The following is an 18,608-nucleotide window of genomic DNA, read 5'->3' as shown; positions in this document are numbered from 1 at the left end:
AAAAATGCAATTTCACTTTATGATGTACCCTTAAAAAATTGAATGGATCAATTAACATGACTGCTATTGCAAATAACCTCGTGGTTTCTTTCCACTACACATTGACTAACGCAGAGGGTGAAACTCTCGACCAATCTCAAGGTGAACCACTTGCCTATTTGCACGGTGCAGGTAACATCATCCCAGGTTTAGAAAATGCGTTAGAAGGCAAAACTGTAGGTGAAAAATTCACTGTAAACGTTCCTGCTGCTGAAGGTTATGGCGAATACAACCCTGACCTAGTTCAAGAAGTTCCTGCGCAAATGTTCCAAGGCGTAGACAACATTCAGGCAGGTATGCAGTTCCAAGCTCAAACTGATGACGGCGTGCAAATCGTAACTGTTAAAGCAGTTGAAGGCGACAATGTTGTTGTTGATGCTAACTTCCCACTTGCTGGTCAAGACCTGACTTTCGAAGTTGAAATCGTATCTGTTCGTGAAGCTTCTCAAGAAGAATTAGATCACGGCCACGTACACGGTGTAGGCGGTCACCAGCACTAAGATCTTCTGATCTTGAGTGAAAAAAGGCAAAGTCAGACTTTGCCTTTTTTATTGCCTGAAAATAGCCCGCAGAATATTAACCATCCAATTAGCTATAAAAAAAGCAGAGCCATTGCCCTGCCTTTTCAATCCGATCAAGATCTCCTTTCAGAGGATGATCACTGAATTATTTGTTTTGGTTATAAATCTGCATAGCTGCTGGCAACTGTTGACGCATTTGCCCAATACGCTGGCTATTCGATGGATGCGTAGACAGGAAGGTTGCACCACTGCCGCCACCGAGTTTGTTCATTTTTTCCCACAGGGTAATGGCTGCATTCGGGTTATAACCTGCGCGCGCCATCAACATTAAACCGCCTTGGTCAGCACGGCTTTCCAGATTACGCGAGTATGGCAAGCCAATACCGATCTGACTACCTAATTGTGCTGCTGCAGCGCCACCTTGACCTACACCTGCTGCATTTAAGCCAATACCCAAAGCCAGATCAGTCAGGGCTTGAGCACCGATTTTCTGCTTAGAATGCTCTTCTAAGGCATGCACCATTTCATGACCCATAATCGCTGCAATTTCAGCATCGGTCAGATTCAGTTTATTCACGATACCGGTATAGAATACAACCTTACCACCTGGTGCAACAAAGGCGTTGACCTGATCAGATTTGAGCACAGCCAATTGCCACTGGAATGCTGTACCGGTTTGATTCATCTGGTTAGCAACTGGCTTCAAACGGTTAAATACATTATTAATCCGTTTATAGGTGGCTGAACTGGTATCCAGTTGGCCTTTATTGCGCGCATCATTGACCATGGCATTATAGCTTTGGCTCGCAGATGCATTTAAGGTCGCAGTATCTGCCCCTGCCATATCGGCAATGGTGGTACAACCTGATAATGTGACGACTGTAGCAGCCGCCATACTCAATAAAAGTTTATTCTTCATTATAATTTACTCCGCCTTGGCTCAAGGGCAATTTACATTGTAAAAATTATAAGTGAAAGCGCGCAGCAGCTAAACGCTTAATTCATTCATCTTCTTATAAATTATGTAATTTTTAACCCAAATACTGTATCGCCAACCAATAAATCAGACAAATAATATTGAGACCCAAATAAATCTGACTCAGTGGTTTTATTTTCTGTTCAAGTATTTCATCTTTACGTTTGAAATATAAAAAAGCATTTTGCAATAAAATAATAGGCACTAAAACACAGGCAATAATGACACTCAGACCAATCAGTGCCGCATAAATCACTTCGGGATTTTGGGTTTGCGCACGAATAATCATCATGGCAATTGTTGGCGCCCCGCCCATCGCGAATAACAATGAATAAAACATGGTCGCCGATATATTTTTTTGCATCCTGCAGCTCATTTTTCTTTCTTTATATACCGCTATGTTAAAGCACATCACGCTACATTACCGATGCAACTTTAGTCTTGAAATAGCTGCATAAATTCAGGATATAAAAAAACCCATCCGGAAATGGGTTTTTATCATTCAAGCTTTAATCAAATGAAGATTAAGCATCAAACGGGTGGCGAAGAACAATCGTTTCTTCACGGTCTGGACCTGTTGAAATGATGTCGATTGGACATTCAATCAATTGCTCAAGACGTTTTACATAGTTCAATGCAGCTTCTGGCAATTGATCCAGTGATTTCGCACCGAAAGTTGACTCAGACCAGCCTGGCATAGTTTCGTAAATCGGTTTTAAAGTTTCGAATGCAAGCGCATCAGAAGAACCGACACAACCAGAATCTGCAGCTTCATAACCCACACAGATTTTCACTTCTTCTAAACCGTCAAGAACGTCAAGTTTAGTCAGGCAAATACCAGAAAGTGAGTTTACGTCAACTGAACGGCGTAGGATTTCAGCATCGAACCAGCCACAACGACGTTGACGGCCAGTAGAGGCACCAAATTCATTACCAATCGTACCGAGGTGTTTACCAATCGCATCACCCGTGTCATTTGCAGCGTCATACACCAACTCAGTTGGGAATGGACCTGCACCTACACGCGTTGTATACGCTTTGGTAATACCCAGTACATAGTCAAGATGCAAAGGACCCAGACCTGAACCAGAGCTTACGCCACCAGCAGTGGTATTCGAAGAAGTCACATACGGATATGTACCGTGGTCAACGTCAAGAAGTGAACCTTGCGCGCCTTCGAACATGATGTTGTCACCGTTTTTACGGTAGTTATGCAATTCAGTGGTCACATCCACAACCAGTGGCGCAACAACTTTACGCCATTCGTCGCAAAGTGCCAGCACATCTTCCAATTTAACTGCTTCAACACCGTAGTATTCAGTCAGCTGGAAGTTATGGTAGTCCAGAAGTTCAGTTAACTGAGCAGTAAGATGTTCACCACCACGTACTAGGTCAGCAACACGTACTGCGCGACGTGCTACTTTGTCTTCGTATGCAGGACCGATACCACGACCTGTCGTACCAATCTTCGCATTACCACGTTTTTTCTCACGCGCCTGATCAAGTGCGATGTGGTTCGGAAGAATCAATGGACAGTTTGGAGAAATGCGTAAACGTTCTTTAACAGGAACGCCTTCTTTTTCAAGAATGTCCATCTCTTTGATGAGCGCTTCAGGAGAAAGAACAACACCGTTACCAATTAAGCACAATACGTTTTCACGTAAAATACCTGATGGAATGAGGTGTAAGACAGTTTTCTTACCACCAACCACAAGAGTGTGACCTGCGTTATGTCCGCCTTGATAACGAACTACCGCTGCCGCTTGATCTGTGAGCAGGTCGACGATTTTACCTTTACCTTCGTCGCCCCATTGGGTACCAAGTACCACAACATTCTTGCCCATAATAGCCTCATTACATCATGCTGTTAAAGTTGAAAGCCCCGCTCAGCGACATGAACACTGAGCCAAGCAGTTAAATCGTTTTGACTGTCCACTCACCATTCGCATTCACCAGCTGGTGCGTCGCATATGGAATCGAGTTTAAATCATCATTACCCAGTAACTGAATTACACTTAAGCCTTGTGCACGAATATTCTGAATTGCATTCAGAAGTTCTGCATCAGTGCCTTTAGGTGCAACCACGACCTGTACCGCATCAAACTGGCCTGCGCTTAAAGCATATAAGTCACAAGAGAAACCGGTTGCCGGACGCGCACGGCCAAAATGTTCACCAATGCCATCATAACGGCCACCTTGTGCCAGTGCAGCTGCACGGTTCGGTGCATAGACTGCATACATCAGGCCAGTATGATAATGGTATGAACGTAATTCAACCACATCAATCCCAATACTCAAGTTTGGCCAACGGGTTTGAACTTCGTCTTTGGTGGTTTGCAAGACATTAAAAGCCTGCGTAAATGCTGGATTTGCCAACACTTCAGCACTTAAATGCGCTTGTAATGCATCCAGGTCGCTGGCATAGCGTCCAAGTGCATAGAAATCCTGACCAAATTTCAGGTCTGCCGTGAATTCTTCTAATTCTGGCAAAGCCTTACGCTGGTATAAATCAGATAATTGCTGTTCAGCGACTTTGTTTAAGCCGGCTTGAGCCACCAGACTGCGGAATAAACCCACATGACCTAAGTCCAGATGAATACCATCTGCCAGACCTGTTTCCTGAATCAGACTGATCATCAAGTCGACCATTTCTACATCGGCATCGATGCTGTCTGAACCAAATAGCTCCGCACCTAACTGTAGTGGCGCACGCGAAGTGTTAAAACCGCGAGGCTTGGTATGCAGAACGGTTCCTGCATAGCAGTAACGTGCTACACCTTCCACTGGATGTACATGCGCATCAATACGAGCCACTTGTGGTGTCATATCGGCACGCACACCAAGCAAACGACCAGAAAGCTGATCGATTACTTTAAAAGTGGCTAAGTCTAAATCTTGATTCGATTCTGAGAGAGAAGATAGAGATTCGATGTATTCAATGAATGGCGTGTACACCAGCTGATAACCTCGAGATGCAAGGAAATCCAGTGATTTACGGCGCAGACTTTCAATAACTTGCGCTTGTTCTGGTAATACATCAGCTACACCATCAGGTAATAACCATGTCTCTGAAATGGGCATGTTGTAAACCTAAATTCTTGTCAGCGCGGAACGAATCCGCATAAAAAAATCGGGAGCACACCCGATTTCTCCTAGTCTAGCACGATAGTTTTGGCTGTGCATCGCAAATTTTATAATTTTCGCTACCTGATGAAATCAACAACAATTGTGTCAACTATCAGCGTTTTAATGCACATTTAAAACAAATAGCATGACAAAATCCGGCATTAAACCAAAGGCAATGCAGTCGTGCTTTTAACCGTTTGCAATGGAATTTCAGTTTTTACACTTTGAATGCAGGGAATTTGGGTTAAATGATGAATCTGAAATTTACGATAGGCATCCAGATCAGCCACCACAATTCTTAAAAAGAAATCACAATCGCCTGCCATTAACTGGCACTCGACGACTTCTGGCATTTCCTTGATCGCTTCGACAAATTGATCGACCACAGCAGCTTCTTGAGACTTGAGCCAGACGCGTGCAAACACGCTCATCGCCAAATTGACCTTTTGTGGATTCAGCAGTGCGACATATTGCTCAATCACGCCATTATCTTCCAGCTGTTTTACCCGTCTTAAACAGGGTGACGGTGACAAGCCAATTAATTGAGCCAGTTCATTATTTTGCAGTTTTCCATTCTTTTGCAGCTCATGCAAAATGCGTTTATCTATTTGATCCATGTCTATGCCTTGGCATTTAAAACCTCTTAAATTTAATTTAGCGCAATTTAATTTCAAATAAAACTCAAATCTCTTTCACTACAACAGCAAATAGCCTGAATATCGCCATAAAATATGGTCTAGTTTTGCAGTACCCAGGTCATTTCCATGCTTTTGTTCAGACAAAGCACCGCAGCAATAGTTGCCCCTACCGATTTCAGTGAATTTCAACGTGGCATGAAAGATTCTATTCCCATGCTTTTAGGGATTATCCCCTTTGCGCTGGTACTGGGTGCGACGGCAGTACAGAAGAATTTCAGCTTGCTCGAAGTGCCATTACTGACCGGTTTGAACTTTGCCGGCGGTTCTGAATTTACCATTCTGGAAGTCTGGAGCAGTCCACCAAATTTACTCATGCTGATGTTCATTACCTTTCTGGTAAATAGCCGGCATCTGTTGATGGGCGCCAGTTTGGTGCCGTATTTAAAGCATCTTCCGAATCTTAAAGTTTTTCCGGCGCTGTTTTTTATGGTCGATGAAAGCTGGGCACTCGGTCTGGCTGATGCACAAAGGAAACAGGCGCAACTGGGTTATCGTGCTGCGTTTAGCATGCCTTATTATGCCGGCCTGTGTTTTTGCCTGTACTTGATGTGGGTCGGATTTACCACACTCGGGGCCATGCTTGGACCTGTATTAGGCGACATCAACCGTTTTGGTTTTGATATGGCCTTTCCTGCTGTATTTCTGGTGTTACTAAGAAGTATGTGGAAAGGTTTTGAGGCTGCCCGGCCATGGCTGGTCAGTTTAGTCTGTGCGGCTTTGGCTTATTTATATTTACCTGCGGGCTGGTATGTGCCGATTGGCGCCTTGTCTGGAATCACTTCGGCATTTTTCCTGATTCAAGAGGATCAAGCATGATCCAGATAAATACCTTGGTGGCCATTATCCTGATTGCTGTGACCACCTATTTAACCCGGCTCTTGGGCTATGTCTTATTAAAAAATAAAACGCTGACACAGCGCCAGCGAAAAATTCTGGAAGTAGTTCCCGGCTGCGTGCTGATTTCAGTGATTGCGCCTTATTTTGTACGCGACCATCCGGCAGACCTGATTGCCTTGGCTTTAACGCTATTTGCCGCTACACGTTTTGGATTATTACCGACCGTCGCCATCAGTATGGTTTCTGCTGCAATTTTAAGAATTTTAATAATCTAACGCTAGAAAAACCCCTTTAAATGATCTCTAAAGGGGTTTTGTTTATTTCTGTGGATCAACCACTTTGGTCAGCAAACTGACCAGTTCGGCATTTTGCAATTCAACCTGCTGAAGTTTGGCTGTGGTCTGATCCAGCACTTCCTGCTGCACATGCATTTTTTTGGCTAGATCCTGCATGATTTCCAGGGTCTTTTTTAAATTTTCTTCCAGATGCACGATTTTTTCTTCGACTGGCACGCCTTCCACGCTACGTGGCTCATCACTCTGGTTAAACTGCAGCCAGATCAGAAAAATTACCGCCAAAGTCAGCAGTATAATAAATCCCCAAACCACCATCATGTGCTTGCTCTTATTTCATTTTATTGTCTTTATCTTAACGAAAAATGCTGCAGATAACGTAAATAATTCAGCCTCAATTCCTGATTTTCGATCAATTACCGGCAAATTCTCTTAAAACATGGCTTGCAGAATATTTACAGGCAAGAAAAAAGCACCGTATCTCGGTGCTTTTGAGGTTTAGATAACCCGAACTTAATGAAATGATTCACATAAATCCAGAAGACGGTTGGCATAGCCCCACTCGTTATCGTACCAGGCAAAGACTTTGGCTTGATGCCCAACGACTAGAGTCTGGGTCAAATCCACAATCAATGAATATGGGGAATGATTAAAATCACTCGATACCAATGGCTCATCCGTCACGGCCATGATTTCCGCAAAATCCTGCTGGGCAGCCTTGATCAGCACTTCATTCAGCTTGTGATCGGTGATCGGTGACTGGGAAACAAAAGTCAAATCAATCGCGGCCACATTAATGGTCGGCACACGAATTGAATAACCATCAATCCGATCTTCCATTTTCGGCATGACACGTTTTAAGGCACCGAGTGCGCTCGAAGTGGTCGGAATGATGTTATGTCCCGAGGCACGTGCACGACGTAAATCACGATGTGCATGATCCAGTACCGACTGATCTGCCGTCACAGCATGGATTTCGGTCATCAAGGCGCTACTGATCCCAAATGCATCATCGACAATTTTGACCAGTGGCACCAAAGCCTGCGTAGTACAAGAAACACTGGAAATGATCTGGTCCGATGCTTTGACCTCATGATGATTGACACCATAGACAATCGCGGCATCTACTGTATCAAAAGGTGCAGCGCCGATAATCACACGTTTCGCCCCTGCTCCAATATGCTGGGTCGCAGCTTCACGGGAACGGAACAGCCCGGTACATTCAAGCACTACATCTACCGCCAGGTTTTGCCAAGGCAACTTAGCCGGCTGCGGCTCACACAAAACCTGCACTTTTAATGCAGCCTCCTGATAGCTGATATGCATATAGATATGTTCAGCATCATAGCTAAGATCCACTTGCCCCGGAAAACGGCCATGGGTCGAATCATATTTAAATAGATGAATCAGGGTTTCAACATCGGCAATATCGTTAATGGCAACGATTTCAAAATTAAAATCTTTCGGATTTTCAAACCATGCGCGCAGTACATTCCGTCCGATACGCCCAAATCCATTGATTGCCACTCGTTGCATGACTTGACCTTTTATATGCCTATTTTAAAACTCTTCTATGTTAAAGGATTTCTGGCGCCGTACATTAAAAAACTTCAGTGAAAATACTGATTTTCGATTATTTTATTTCTGATCCATCTGTCTGTATTTGGATCATTTAAAATTCCGTTTATTTTTTAAAGAGATGGATATAGACGAATTCTACTGTGGGAAAATTCAATTTAATTATTCAGCAAAAAAACTGAGTAAATAAATCCTTAGCAATTGGTTTTAAAATGATTGGTGCATACTGCTTTTTCCGTTATAATTTGGCGTTTTAAATTTTTAAGCCCCGCATTGCAGCAGAGCTCTTATATGCTTGTCAGACTGTGGTGTTTTAGCCAAATCGGAAATTATGGAGTGACTTGGTTGTGAGTACTCGTTTTATGACATCAGCTGAAATTCGTGAAGCATTTTTGCGTTACTTTGAATCGCAAGGGCATACACGTGTCGCGTCGAGTTCTCTAGTACCTGCCAATGACCCAACTTTGCTGTTCACCAATGCTGGTATGAACCAGTTTAAAGATTGCTTCTTAGGTCTAGAAAAACGCGATTATGTACGTGCAGTGTCATCACAAAAATGCGTGCGCGCAGGTGGTAAGCACAACGACTTGGACAATGTAGGTTATACAGCACGTCACCACACTTTCTTTGAAATGTTGGGTAACTTCTCCTTTGGTGATTACTTCAAACGTGATGCGATCAAATTTGCTTGGGACTTTTTGACTAACGAAGAATGGCTTGGTCTTCCTAAAGATAAACTCTATGCAACCGTTTACCATACAGACGACGAAGCATTCGACATCTGGAACAAAGAAATCGGTCTAGACGCTTCTCGCATTATTCGTATTGGTGACAACAAAGGCGGTCAATACGCATCTGATAACTTCTGGGCAATGGGTGACACAGGTCCTTGTGGTCCATGTTCTGAAATCTTCTTTGACCATGGCGATCACATCTGGGGTGGCCTACCGGGTTCTCCTGAAGAAGATGGCGACCGTTTCATTGAAATCTGGAATAACGTTTTCATGCAGTTCAACCGTACTGCGGATGGCGTACTGCACCCTCTTCCAGCACCTTCTGTAGATACAGGTATGGGCTTGGAGCGTATTTCTGCTGTTTTACAGCACGTCAACTCAAACTACGAAATTGACTTATTCCAGCATTTACTTAAAGCTGCGGCTGAAATTATTGGTCTGGATACTACAGCGCTTGAAGCTGAAGCTGCTGAGAAAGGCACACCAGTTCAGTATCCTGCTTCATTGAAAGTCGTTGCTGACCATGCACGTTCATGTTCATTCCTGATTGCTGATGGCGTAAACCCATCGAATGAAGGTCGTGGTTATGTACTGCGTCGTATTATCCGTCGTGCAGTACGTCATGGTAACAAATTAGGCGCAACAGGTTCGTTCTTCCACAAAATGTTGAAGCCACTGATCGAAGTGATGGGCGATGCATACCCTGAACTTGCTGCTCAACAAGCACGTATCGAAGCACAACTTCTTAAAGAAGAAGAACAATTTGCCAAAACACTTGAGCAAGGTTTGAAATTGCTTGAAGGTGAATTGGCACAGTTAAAAGGTTCTGTGATTCCGGGTGAAGTAGTATTTAAACTTTACGACACTTACGGCTTCCCGACAGACTTGACTGCAGATATCGCACGTGAACGTGACTTAACTATTGATGAAGCTGGTTTCGAAACTGAAATGGCTGCACAGCGTCAACGCGCACGTGATGCAGGTAAATTCGCGATCGACTACAACAGCGTAGTTAAAGTTGAAGGCGAAACTCAGTTTGATGGTTATGACGCAACTGCAGGTGAAGGTCAAATCATCGCAATCTACAAAGATGGCGAGCAAGTTGATGAAGTGTTTGAAGGCGATGAAGCACTGATCGTACTCAACCAAACACCTTTCTACGCAGAAAGCGGCGGTCAAATCGGTGATACAGGTATCTTTAAAAACGATACTGGTATTTTCGAAGTTCAAGATACCAAAAAATCTGGTGGCGCATTTGTACACCAAGGTATCGTGACGATGGGTAACTTGAAAGTTACTCAAAATGTAGAAGCAACAGTAAAAGCAGATATTCGTGCAGCAACTGCGCGCAACCACTCTGCGACTCACCTGCTACATGCTGCGTTACGTCAAATTTTAGGTTCACATGTACAGCAAAAAGGTTCATTGGTTGCATCTGATGTGTTACGTTTTGACTTTGCCAATGACCAACCTGTAAGCTTTGAACAGCTGCAAGAAATTGAACGTTTGGTCAATGCTGAAGTGATTGCCAATACTGCGGTGTCTACTGAACTTCTGGATATCGAGTCTGCGAAAGCTAAAGGCGCGATGATGCTGTTTGGCGAGAAATACGGTGACGAAGTACGTGTACTGTCTATGGGTTCAGTGATTGAAGAGAAAAACTTCTCAATCGAACTTTGCGGTGGTATTCACGTAAAACGTACCGGTGATATCGGTCTGTTCAAAATCACCTCTGAAGGTGGTGTGGCAGCCGGTGTACGTCGTATTGAAGCAGTAACAGGCACTAAAGCAGTTGAAGTTACGCAAAAAGCCGATCGCGATATCAATATGATTAACGGTTTGCTCAAAGCACAAAAAGACCAGACTTTAGAAAAAGTTGAAGCGTTGGTTGATACTGCATCGAGCTTGCAGAAACAGATCGAACAACTCAATCAAAAACTTGCTAGCCTGCAAGCCGGTGAACTTCTAAGCCAAGTTCAAAGCATTGCAGGTCGTGCAACCTTGATTACAACTGTTGAAAACATGGATGCGAAAGCACTTCGCAACCTGCACGACGGTGTGAAATCAAAATTAGAAAATGCAGTGATTGTTCTTGCAGGTGTAGAGGGTGACAAGGTGAGCTTGATCGCATCTGTGGCAAAAGACTTTACTGCTTCTATTAAAGCAGGTGACATCATCAAACATTTAGCGAATGAGCTAGGTGGTAAAGGTGGTGGTAAACCTGACTTGGCACAAGGTGGCGCGCCACTTAACGAGAAGTTTGCTCCAGTGATGGCAGATTTAACTGCCTGGCTTGCAGCAAAATAAAACTTCAATTTTGTGTAACTGACCCTGATAGGTACATCAGGGTCATGGCTTATATGGAACAACTATGGCATTAATCGTTCAAAAATATGGCGGTACCTCTATGGGTACTCCCGAGCGCATTTTAAATGTTGCTCGTCGTGTAAAGCGCTGGCATGACCACGGCCACAAGGTAGTGGTAGTGGTATCAGCAATGAGTGGCGAAACCAATCGTCTGCTTGCTTTAGCGAAGGCCATTACCGAAACCCCTGACCCACGTGAACTAGACCAAATGGTATCTACGGGTGAACAGGTTACGATTTCTATGTTAGCAATGGCGCTGAACTCAATTGGAGTTGAAGCAAAATCACTAACAGGTCGCCAGGTTGGCATGAAAACCGACAGCTCATTCAATAAGGCACGTATCGAATCTATTGATACTGAAGTCCTAAACTCAAATCTGGATGCAGGCCGCGTACTTGTCGTTGCCGGTTTCCAGGGTTTTGATGAACATGGCAATACCACCACTTTAGGGCGTGGCGGTTCTGATACTTCAGGTGTTGCAATTGCTGCCGCACTCAAAGCAGATGAATGCCAAATTTATACCGACGTTGACGGTGTATATACTACCGACCCACGTGTTGCACCAAAAGCAAAAAAAGTTGATCGTATTTCATTTGAAGAAATGCTTGAGATGGCGTCACTCGGTTCTAAAGTCCTGCAAATTCGTTCAGTTGAATTTGCTGGTAAATACCAGGTGCCTTTACGCGTATTATCAAGCTTCGACAATGATAACGATGGCGCATTCGACGAAGAATTTAAGCAAAACGTTGGTACACTTATTACGACTGAATTGGAAGACAACATGGAACAGCCAATTATCTCCGGTATCGCATTTAACCGTGACGAAGCAAAATTAACTATTTTAGGCGTGCCTGACGAACCGGGTATTGCTTCTAAAATTTTGTGCCCGATTGGTGATGCCAATGTTGAAGTGGATATGATTATCCAGAACGTTGAAGAAGATGGTACAACTGATTTCACTTTTACTGTGAACCGTGGCGAGTTAAATAAAGCCAAAGCCATTCTTGAAGCGACTGCTCAAGAAATTGGTGCGCGTGAAGTTGCGACCCGTTCAGATATCGTAAAAGTATCGATTGTGGGTGTCGGTATGCGTTCACATGCCGGTGTAGCGAGCAAAATGTTTACAGCATTGGCAGATGAAGGTATTAACATCCTGATGATCTCGACGTCTGAAATCAAGATTTCTGTGATCATTGAAGAAAATTATCTTGAACTTGCGGTTCGTTCATTGCATACCGCATTCGGTTTAGACCGTGAACAAGGCGAATCTAGCGCACGTGCTTAAGCGTTAAGATAGAATATTGTCATTGTTTGACAGTATTTTATAAAAGTCTACAAAAATGCAGAGCCACTATAGTTTTTTTTATAGTGGCTCTGTTATATTAAGCCTGAGGATTTTTAACCAGCTGAGATAGATTAAAATCTTTCACCCAGATGACAGAATTTCTATCCAGATCTTATTTTGTAATTTTTGGTTGTGCTTTTTGTTTTACATTCAATAGATTGCAGGTTTTGCATTTTGCAAGGAGAAAAACATGCTGATTCTGACTCGACGCGTCGGGGAAACTTTAATGATTGGTGATCAAGTCAGTGTGACTGTGCTTGGTGTAAAAGGTAACCAGGTTCGTATCGGGGTAAATGCTCCGAAAGAAGTCTCTGTGCACCGTGAAGAGATTTACCAGCGTATCCAGCATGAACGTGCAATGCATGAACATCTTCAACATATCGATCAAGATTACCAACCTTCTTATGAAGACGATAGCCAGACACAAAATAACTTTAATCGTTAATTTTTGTGCGAAGAATAAAGCGGCTTTTAAGCCGCTTTAAATTTGTCTGCATTTTATATAAAAATATTAAATACTTAGATACTTTAAATAAAACTTAAAGTTCCATACCCTGCTGTAATGCTGCAATCACTTTTTTCACCGGCCCAAAACTGCGACGATGTTCATCAATCACGCCATGTAAGGCAATCGCTTCAAAATGTGCCTTGGTCGGATAACCCTTGTGCTTGGCAAAGCCAAATTGCGGATGTTTCTGATCCATCTCAATCATCTGATGATCACGGGTTACTTTCGCCAGAATACTGGCTGCTGAAATTTCAGCATGTAGCGCATCACCACCCACTACGGCATCACAGCTCATACAAAGGCCTTGAGGGACTTTATTACCATCGACCAAAACATGCTCAGGCTGAACTGGCAAAGCTTCTACAGCACGACGCATGGCCAGCAAAGAAGCTTGCAAAATATTATGTTCATCAATCTCTGCCGCAGAAGCCTCAGCAATGGCCCATGCCAACGCTTTTTCCTGAATCTCGATAAAAAGTTTTTCACGCTTCTTCTCAGTAAGTTTTTTAGAATCATTTAAACCCTCAATCGGGTTGTTCGGATCCAAAATAACTGCCGCAGCGACCACCGAACCCACTAATGGCCCACGCCCTGCTTCATCTACACCAGCAATCTTCATGTCTATTTTTCCATAAAAAATAGGCTGAACCAGTCAGCCTATTTCAATTTAATCTTGGCTTAGTTTACAGCTTCAGCCACACAAGCGTTAATGGTTTTTGCAACCACATTGCCGACAATCGTCGCACGTGCTGCCGGGTCAATTGCTGCAGTCGCCAAATCTACCGCTGTTACACTTTGTGGCGCTTTTTCACTGACACAGCCACAAATTTCAGTCTGGATATTCTGCTTTTGGGTCGTAGTCATTAGACGTGTAGCTGTTTGCCATGCTGGAATATTATTCAGCTCAGTCGTACATTTTGCATTGATCGCGATTTTAAGCGCAGCCCCACCCAGCTGTTGAGTCGTAGTTTGCGTTTCAGGGCTACCTGTTGTTGCACAAGCCGATAAAACCAAAGTAAGCGGAGCAAGTGCAGCCAATAATTTTTTCACAGATCTGTTCCTTGTTTATTCATATATGAAGCGTGACGCTATTGTGCCGAAATTCACCTGAATAAGAAATCTATAAATCATCCTGAATGTTTAATCTGCACCCAGCCATTTCAATAGATGTTGCATGAAAGCCACCATAGCGTTGCAGATTTGGAATTGCTGAGTTGATTCGCCCTTTGCTAAGGTGCATCCATCTTTGAGGGCAATCGAAAATCACATGGAAAAAGTACAATATAGTCAAACCGCTTAATTACCCATACACTCGTTAAAGAAACGACTAAAAAGCTTATCTATTGAGTTAACCAACCATTTTTTCCTTTTTGCTTTCACCCATGCCCACATTTTTTCAATAGGATTAAGGTCAGGACTATAAGGTGGTAACCAAAGTATTTGATGCCCATGTTGGGCTAATAGATCTTGTATATCTTGTCGTTTATGGAAGGCTGCATTGTCCATGACAATTACACTATTCGAGGGTAATTCTGGTAATAAAAACTTATCTACCCAAAAATGAAATACATCCGAATTTACTTTGCTATCAAATAAGCCAACTGCAAATAACTTACCCTCATGGATTGCTCCTATTGCATTGGTTTGATTTTTTAATTGCCAATTATATGTTCCATAACAAGGAATTCCCTGTTTTGAATAACCATGAGGTCTATATTCATGAGATTTAAATCCACTTTCATCAAGATAGATGATCGGGTGTTGACACCTTAATCGGTTTAAATCTTTTAAATACTGCTCTCTGAGTTCTGTTTTTGCTTTCGGGTGCCGTAAGGTCTTTTTTTAACTGTAATATTTAGACGCTTGAGCGCATCTCCAATTGTAGAAGTACCACAACCAAAACGAGCAGCGCGTTCATATTGATAATCATCAGGATATTGCTCAACATCTGCACGTAAGGCATCATCATCAACTTTAGATGGTTTTCTTGGTCGAGTTCTTTTTATTTCGATTCGCTTTTTCCATTCGACAATTGTATTTTTATTAATTTAGAAGTGCTGAGCAACCGCTCGGATAGATTGACCTTCTTCAAGCTTGGCTAATATTTTCTTTCTAAAATGTATTGGATAACTCATATCAGTATTGTATTGGTTTTTTGGCGTGTGGACTATATTACACGCGCACGGCACAATGGCTGCACTGGATCATGGCAGTTATCTTTATTGCGGCCTGGCTGATTGGTTTTTATAGTGGGAATTTTTTAAGTTATGAGGTCGATGGCAGCTTTAAAGGCGATGTCATCACCCTGCATAAAAATATCGCCACCACCATTATTTTCCTACTGGTTGTGCGAATCTTCTGGCGTTATACCCATCCTGCCCCTGAACTACCGGACATGATGTCACCCCGGATGAAAACTTTGGCACATGCAGGTCATCTGGCTTTGTATTTTATGCTGATTGCCTTACCTGTCACCGGATGTTTATATAGCTGGAGTCTGGGCTATCCAGCACCGGTGCTGTATTTATTTAATCTGCCGGCACTGATTGCAGAAAATCCAGCTGTGACCACCATCGTAAAACCCCTACACATTTGGCTTTCCTGGGTGGTTGGCTTACTTTTAGTTGGACATATTGCTGCAGCACTGAAACATCATTTTATCGATAAAGATCACGTACTCAACAGCATGACCCGACAATCCAAATCTTCTAAAAAATAATCTGCAAAACCACACTCAATCAGCTTTCATTGCAAAGCTGATTTTATTTTAAGAACTCGGTCATGCAGCCTTTCAGACTGTTTGCAATAGCCTGTTGCGTGAGTTTTGACTTTACTTCTTCATCCAGAGTCGCTTTCAGTAAAGTGCTTGCCGGAATATCCTTGAGTGCATGCTCACCTACACATGAACAGACATTCTGTTCAAGTTCAGCTTTATTTTTGTCCTGCATAAAATAGGTCGAGGCAGTCCAGAATTTAGATGCTTTCAATTCTTTTGCACATTGGTATTCAATCACGGGTTTTAAAGTACGCTGTGTCAAAGTCATATCCGCATTTGAGCAAGCAGATACCAACACGCTACTGATGAGCAGAATTATATTTTTCAATTTCATATCCATCTATAAAAACAAAGGCAGAGCGAACCCTGCCTTTTATTTAAAAACTTAAACCAGGGCACGGATCTGGTTGATCCATTGCTCTTTTTCAGTATCGGTAATAAAAGAGGCTTCAAATGAGTTAATGGCCAACTGCTTGAGTTCCTCATTGCTTAAATCCAGTGCTTTAGCAATGGCAATAAAATTGTCATTCATATAACCACCAAAATAAGATGGATCATCTGAATTGACTGTAACGTGCACGCCTTGTTGCAAGAGGCGACGGATATTATGCTGCTGCATATCATCCACGACGCAGAGTTTCAGGTTTGACAATGGGCAAACTGTCAGTGGCATCTTTTCTGCGATCAGGCGCTGCATTAACTCCGGATCTTCTTCCGAACGAACCCCATGATCAATACGATTCACTTTCAGCAAATCTAAAGCTTCCCAGACATAAGCTGCCGGACCTTCCTCACCTGCATGTGCTACAACCAAGAAACCTGCTTCACGCGCTTTAGCAAAGACACGTTCAAACTTTGAAGGTGGATGCCCGACTTCACTTGAATCCAGACCGACCGCAATAATCTGGTCTTTATAAGGTAAGGCCTGTTCCAGTGTTGCAAATGCAGCATCTTCACTTAAATGACGCAAGAAACACATAATCAGATGTGAACTGATACCAAGTTTAGTTTTGGCATCATCACAGGCTTTTTGCAAGCCGTTGATCACGGTTGAAAAAGCAACACCACGATCGGTATGGGTTTGTGGATCAAAGAACATTTCAGTATGCACGACCCGGTCTTCAGCACATTTTTCAAAATACGCCCACGCCAGATCATAAAAATCCTGTTCATGAATCAGCACAGCAGCACCAGCATAATAAATATCTAGAAACGACTGAAGATTATGAAAGTTATACGCCTGTTTAACTTCTTCAACAGATTTATACGGGATGGCAATTTTATTACGCTGAGCGATCGCAAACATTAGCTCAGGCTCAAAAGTGCCCTCAATATGAACATGAAGCTCGGCCTTTGGCAAAGCTCGAATCAACTCAAGACGGTTCATCGCTTCTCCTCATGAAACCTAAAATAATAAAAAAAGGGTGCAAACTGAGTTTACACCCTTTCCAAATCTAGAAAAATTAGCCGCCAAATAGTGCGAATTTAAGCGTCCATAGTACTGCAATAATCCAGACCATATACGGTACTGTTGATGCCTTACCGGTTAACAATTTGATCAGTGCATAGCTGATGAAGCCCATCGCAATACCATCCGCAATTGAATAGGTAAATGGCATAAATACAATGGTTAAAAATGCAGGAACTGCTTCTGTAATATCTTCCCAGTCAATATGCACGATACCTTGAATCATTAAGACACCGACAAATAACAGCGCTGGCGCTGTTGCAAAGCTTGGTACAGACTGTGCCAATGGAGCCAGGAACAAACAGGCAACAAACAGGATACCGACTACAACAGCAGTTAGTCCTGTACGGCCACCGGCTGCTACGCCCGCAGAAGATTCAATGTATGGCGTAGTCGAAGATGTACCCAGCGCTGCACCTGCAACAATTGCAGAAGAGTCCGCAAAAAGTGCTTTTTTCAAACGCGGCAGTTTGCCATCTTTCAACAGGCCTGCACGGTGCGAAACACCAACCAGCGTACCGGTTGAATCGAATAAATCGACCAAGAAGAAGACAAAAATCACCCCGATTAAGCTGGCAGTGAATAGACCTTCAAAGCTCATTTGCATAAATGTTGGTGCAATCGATGGTACTGCGCCCACCACACCTTTAAATTCACTCAGACCCAATGCTGCTGAAATACCGGTTAACACCAAGATACTGATGATGATCGCACCACGCACTTTAAAGTGATGCATCACAACAACCAGAAGGAAACCAAATAATGCAAGCAAAACCGATGGTTGTTTTAAATCACCCAAACCTACCAACGTAGCGGGATTATCCACAATCAGGCCGGCATTTTTCAAAGCAATCAGCGCCAAGAATAAGCCAATACCACCACCGATGGCCAGTTTCAGCGACATTGGAATCGCATTTACAATGGCTTCACGGATTTTGAACATGCTGATCGCAATAAACACAAGACCGGAGATAAACACAGCCCCGAGTGCTGTTTGCCAAGGCACACCCATTCCCAAACAGACGGAATAGGTAAAGAAGGCATTTAAGCCCATGCCTGGTGCAAGTGCAATTGGATAATTTGCAATCAAGCCCATGACTAAACAGCCAATCGCGGCTGCAAGACAGGTTGCTACAAAGACAGCCCCATGATCCATCCCCGTTTCGGACAAAATCATCGGATTGACAATAATGATGTAACACATCGTTAAGAATGTAGTTACACCGGCAAGAACTTCTGTACGGAAACTGGTTTTGTTTTCACTCAGTTTAAACAGACGTTCAAGCATACTTTCTGAAGATGGATTAGGAGTCGTCATGACCTAGCCCCTATTGAGTAAACT

The 18,608-nt window shown here is 43.1% G+C and carries 19 protein-coding genes and 2 pseudogenes; 7 read left to right on the top strand and 14 right to left on the bottom strand.

Annotation, left to right across the window (positions count from 1 at the left end):
• Positions 1-56 precede the first annotated feature (56 nt).
• The gene (gene slyD, locus ACP7AK_RS10910; protein ID WP_004278960.1) at positions 57-539 is read left to right on the top strand and encodes a peptidylprolyl isomerase; all 483 of its coding nucleotides are present in this window, start codon (positions 57-59) and stop codon (positions 537-539) included.
• A 166-nt stretch (positions 540-705) separates the two neighbouring features.
• Here slyD and ACP7AK_RS10905 read toward each other — a convergent pair whose 3' ends face one another.
• From ACP7AK_RS10905 to ACP7AK_RS10885, 5 genes are all read right to left on the bottom strand, one after another.
• A complete protein-coding gene (locus ACP7AK_RS10905; RefSeq protein ID WP_425879889.1) occupies positions 706-1,479 on the bottom strand; it encodes a M48 family metallopeptidase in 774 nt (257 codons plus the stop codon).
• Positions 1,480-1,591: 112 nt separating this feature from the next.
• Positions 1,592-1,900 (bottom strand): hypothetical protein, encoded by a 309-nt coding sequence (locus tag ACP7AK_RS10900; RefSeq protein ID WP_005106509.1) that lies wholly within the window; start codon positions 1,898-1,900, stop codon positions 1,592-1,594.
• Between the two features lie 160 nt (positions 1,901-2,060).
• Complete coding sequence (locus tag ACP7AK_RS10895; RefSeq protein WP_004278963.1) at positions 2,061-3,380, bottom strand: adenylosuccinate synthase; 1,320 nt, start codon at positions 3,378-3,380, stop codon at positions 2,061-2,063.
• Between the two features lie 70 nt (positions 3,381-3,450).
• Entirely contained in the window at positions 3,451-4,617 is a 1,167-nt protein-coding gene (locus ACP7AK_RS10890) for an ATP phosphoribosyltransferase regulatory subunit (RefSeq protein WP_004278964.1), read from the bottom strand.
• Between the two features lie 206 nt (positions 4,618-4,823).
• The gene (locus ACP7AK_RS10885) at positions 4,824-5,279 is read right to left on the bottom strand and encodes an Lrp/AsnC family transcriptional regulator (protein WP_253145738.1); all 456 of its coding nucleotides are present in this window, start codon (positions 5,277-5,279) and stop codon (positions 4,824-4,826) included.
• A 147-nt stretch (positions 5,280-5,426) separates the two neighbouring features.
• On the opposite strand from ACP7AK_RS10885, the gene ACP7AK_RS10880 reads away from it, so the two are divergent.
• Both ACP7AK_RS10880 and ACP7AK_RS10875 read left to right on the top strand, forming a co-directional pair.
• The gene (locus tag ACP7AK_RS10880; RefSeq protein WP_311203910.1) at positions 5,427-6,176 is read left to right on the top strand and encodes an AzlC family ABC transporter permease; all 750 of its coding nucleotides are present in this window, start codon (positions 5,427-5,429) and stop codon (positions 6,174-6,176) included.
• Positions 6,173-6,472: an AzlD family protein gene (locus ACP7AK_RS10875; protein WP_114541870.1), complete on the top strand. Its 300-nt coding sequence runs from the start codon at positions 6,173-6,175 to the stop codon at positions 6,470-6,472. The genes ACP7AK_RS10880 and ACP7AK_RS10875 overlap by 4 nt, the downstream gene beginning before the upstream one ends.
• A gap of 42 nt (positions 6,473-6,514) precedes the next feature.
• On the opposite strand, the gene ACP7AK_RS10870 is transcribed toward ACP7AK_RS10875, so the two are convergent.
• Both ACP7AK_RS10870 and ACP7AK_RS10865 read right to left on the bottom strand, forming a co-directional pair.
• Positions 6,515-6,811 carry a hypothetical protein gene (locus ACP7AK_RS10870; protein WP_004278968.1) on the bottom strand — a complete coding sequence of 99 codons (297 nt, stop codon included), beginning with the start codon at positions 6,809-6,811 and terminating at the stop codon, positions 6,515-6,517.
• Positions 6,812-7,003: 192 nt separating this feature from the next.
• Positions 7,004-8,026 carry a type I glyceraldehyde-3-phosphate dehydrogenase gene (locus ACP7AK_RS10865; RefSeq protein ID WP_425879888.1) on the bottom strand — a complete coding sequence of 341 codons (1,023 nt, stop codon included), beginning with the start codon at positions 8,024-8,026 and terminating at the stop codon, positions 7,004-7,006.
• A gap of 389 nt (positions 8,027-8,415) precedes the next feature.
• On the opposite strand from ACP7AK_RS10865, the gene alaS reads away from it, so the two are divergent.
• The 3 genes from alaS (at position 8,416) to csrA (ending at position 12,959) form a co-directional block, all read left to right on the top strand.
• Positions 8,416-11,109, top strand: coding sequence for an alanine--tRNA ligase (gene alaS, locus ACP7AK_RS10860; protein WP_425879887.1), 2,694 nt, complete (start codon positions 8,416-8,418; stop codon positions 11,107-11,109).
• A 64-nt stretch (positions 11,110-11,173) separates the two neighbouring features.
• A complete protein-coding gene (locus ACP7AK_RS10855) occupies positions 11,174-12,454 on the top strand; it encodes an aspartate kinase (RefSeq protein ID WP_004278971.1) in 1,281 nt (426 codons plus the stop codon).
• Positions 12,455-12,704: 250 nt separating this feature from the next.
• On the top strand, positions 12,705-12,959 hold the full coding sequence (gene csrA, locus ACP7AK_RS10850; RefSeq protein WP_004278972.1) for a carbon storage regulator CsrA: 255 nt from the start codon (positions 12,705-12,707) through the stop codon (positions 12,957-12,959).
• A gap of 94 nt (positions 12,960-13,053) precedes the next feature.
• Here csrA and rnhB read toward each other — a convergent pair whose 3' ends face one another.
• The 4 genes and pseudogenes from rnhB to ACP7AK_RS10830 form a co-directional block, all read right to left on the bottom strand.
• The gene (gene rnhB, locus ACP7AK_RS10845) at positions 13,054-13,641 is read right to left on the bottom strand and encodes a ribonuclease HII (RefSeq protein ID WP_312584351.1); all 588 of its coding nucleotides are present in this window, start codon (positions 13,639-13,641) and stop codon (positions 13,054-13,056) included.
• Positions 13,642-13,700: 59 nt separating this feature from the next.
• Positions 13,701-14,072: a hypothetical protein gene (locus ACP7AK_RS10840; RefSeq protein WP_004278974.1), complete on the bottom strand. Its 372-nt coding sequence runs from the start codon at positions 14,070-14,072 to the stop codon at positions 13,701-13,703.
• Positions 14,073-14,318: 246 nt separating this feature from the next.
• Positions 14,319-14,792, bottom strand: a pseudogene (locus ACP7AK_RS10835) (IS630 family transposase); the annotation flags it as partial.
• Positions 14,793-14,809: 17 nt separating this feature from the next.
• A pseudogene (locus tag ACP7AK_RS10830) lies at positions 14,810-15,157 on the bottom strand (IS630 transposase-related protein).
• 20 nt (positions 15,158-15,177) lie between these two features.
• On the opposite strand from ACP7AK_RS10830, the gene ACP7AK_RS10825 reads away from it, so the two are divergent.
• Positions 15,178-15,741: a cytochrome b gene (locus tag ACP7AK_RS10825; RefSeq protein WP_425879886.1), complete on the top strand. Its 564-nt coding sequence runs from the start codon at positions 15,178-15,180 to the stop codon at positions 15,739-15,741.
• A 43-nt stretch (positions 15,742-15,784) separates the two neighbouring features.
• Here ACP7AK_RS10825 and ACP7AK_RS10820 read toward each other — a convergent pair whose 3' ends face one another.
• From ACP7AK_RS10820 to ACP7AK_RS10810, 3 genes are all read right to left on the bottom strand, one after another.
• Positions 15,785-16,138: a hypothetical protein gene (locus tag ACP7AK_RS10820; RefSeq protein WP_425879885.1), complete on the bottom strand. Its 354-nt coding sequence runs from the start codon at positions 16,136-16,138 to the stop codon at positions 15,785-15,787.
• 45 nt (positions 16,139-16,183) lie between these two features.
• On the bottom strand, positions 16,184-17,185 hold the full coding sequence (locus ACP7AK_RS10815) for an adenosine deaminase (protein ID WP_425879884.1): 1,002 nt from the start codon (positions 17,183-17,185) through the stop codon (positions 16,184-16,186).
• Between the two features lie 76 nt (positions 17,186-17,261).
• Entirely contained in the window at positions 17,262-18,584 is a 1,323-nt protein-coding gene (locus ACP7AK_RS10810; RefSeq protein WP_004645563.1) for an NCS2 family permease, read from the bottom strand.
• Positions 18,585-18,608 lie beyond the last annotated feature (24 nt).

The organism is Acinetobacter sp. TWP2-2-3, from assembly GCF_049896445.1.
In the GTDB taxonomy this organism is placed as follows: Bacteria; Pseudomonadota; Gammaproteobacteria; order Pseudomonadales; family Moraxellaceae; genus Acinetobacter.
The sequence above is the reverse complement of the archived record's forward strand: the minus strand, read 5'-3'. Positions and strand labels throughout refer to the sequence as shown.

Bases quoted from the DNA above. Each gene is read 5' to 3' on its own strand.
- ACP7AK_RS10865 (WP_425879888.1), bottom strand. From the start codon at position 8,026: ATGCAACGAGTGGCAATCAATGGATTTGGGCGTATCGGACGGAATGTA.
- ACP7AK_RS10820 (WP_425879885.1), bottom strand. From the start codon at position 16,138: ATGGATATGAAATTGAAAAATATAATTCTGCTCATCAGTAGCGTGTTG.
- ACP7AK_RS10900 (WP_005106509.1), bottom strand. From the start codon at position 1,900: ATGCAAAAAAATATATCGGCGACCATGTTTTATTCATTGTTATTCGCG.
- ACP7AK_RS10855 (WP_004278971.1), top strand. From the start codon at position 11,174: ATGGCATTAATCGTTCAAAAATATGGCGGTACCTCTATGGGTACTCCC.
- ACP7AK_RS10810 (WP_004645563.1), bottom strand. From the start codon at position 18,584: ATGACGACTCCTAATCCATCTTCAGAAAGTATGCTTGAACGTCTGTTT.
- ACP7AK_RS10815 (WP_425879884.1), bottom strand. From the start codon at position 17,185: ATGAACCGTCTTGAGTTGATTCGAGCTTTGCCAAAGGCCGAGCTTCAT.
- ACP7AK_RS10870 (WP_004278968.1), bottom strand. From the start codon at position 6,811: ATGATGGTGGTTTGGGGATTTATTATACTGCTGACTTTGGCGGTAATT.
- ACP7AK_RS10895 (WP_004278963.1), bottom strand. From the start codon at position 3,380: ATGGGCAAGAATGTTGTGGTACTTGGTACCCAATGGGGCGACGAAGGT.
- slyD (WP_004278960.1), top strand. From the start codon at position 57: ATGACTGCTATTGCAAATAACCTCGTGGTTTCTTTCCACTACACATTG.
- ACP7AK_RS10880 (WP_311203910.1), top strand. From the start codon at position 5,427: ATGCTTTTGTTCAGACAAAGCACCGCAGCAATAGTTGCCCCTACCGAT.
- ACP7AK_RS10885 (WP_253145738.1), bottom strand. From the start codon at position 5,279: ATGGATCAAATAGATAAACGCATTTTGCATGAGCTGCAAAAGAATGGA.
- ACP7AK_RS10890 (WP_004278964.1), bottom strand. From the start codon at position 4,617: ATGCCCATTTCAGAGACATGGTTATTACCTGATGGTGTAGCTGATGTA.
- ACP7AK_RS10875 (WP_114541870.1), top strand. From the start codon at position 6,173: ATGATCCAGATAAATACCTTGGTGGCCATTATCCTGATTGCTGTGACC.
- rnhB (WP_312584351.1), bottom strand. From the start codon at position 13,641: ATGAAGATTGCTGGTGTAGATGAAGCAGGGCGTGGGCCATTAGTGGGT.
- csrA (WP_004278972.1), top strand. From the start codon at position 12,705: ATGCTGATTCTGACTCGACGCGTCGGGGAAACTTTAATGATTGGTGAT.
- ACP7AK_RS10905 (WP_425879889.1), bottom strand. From the start codon at position 1,479: ATGAAGAATAAACTTTTATTGAGTATGGCGGCTGCTACAGTCGTCACA.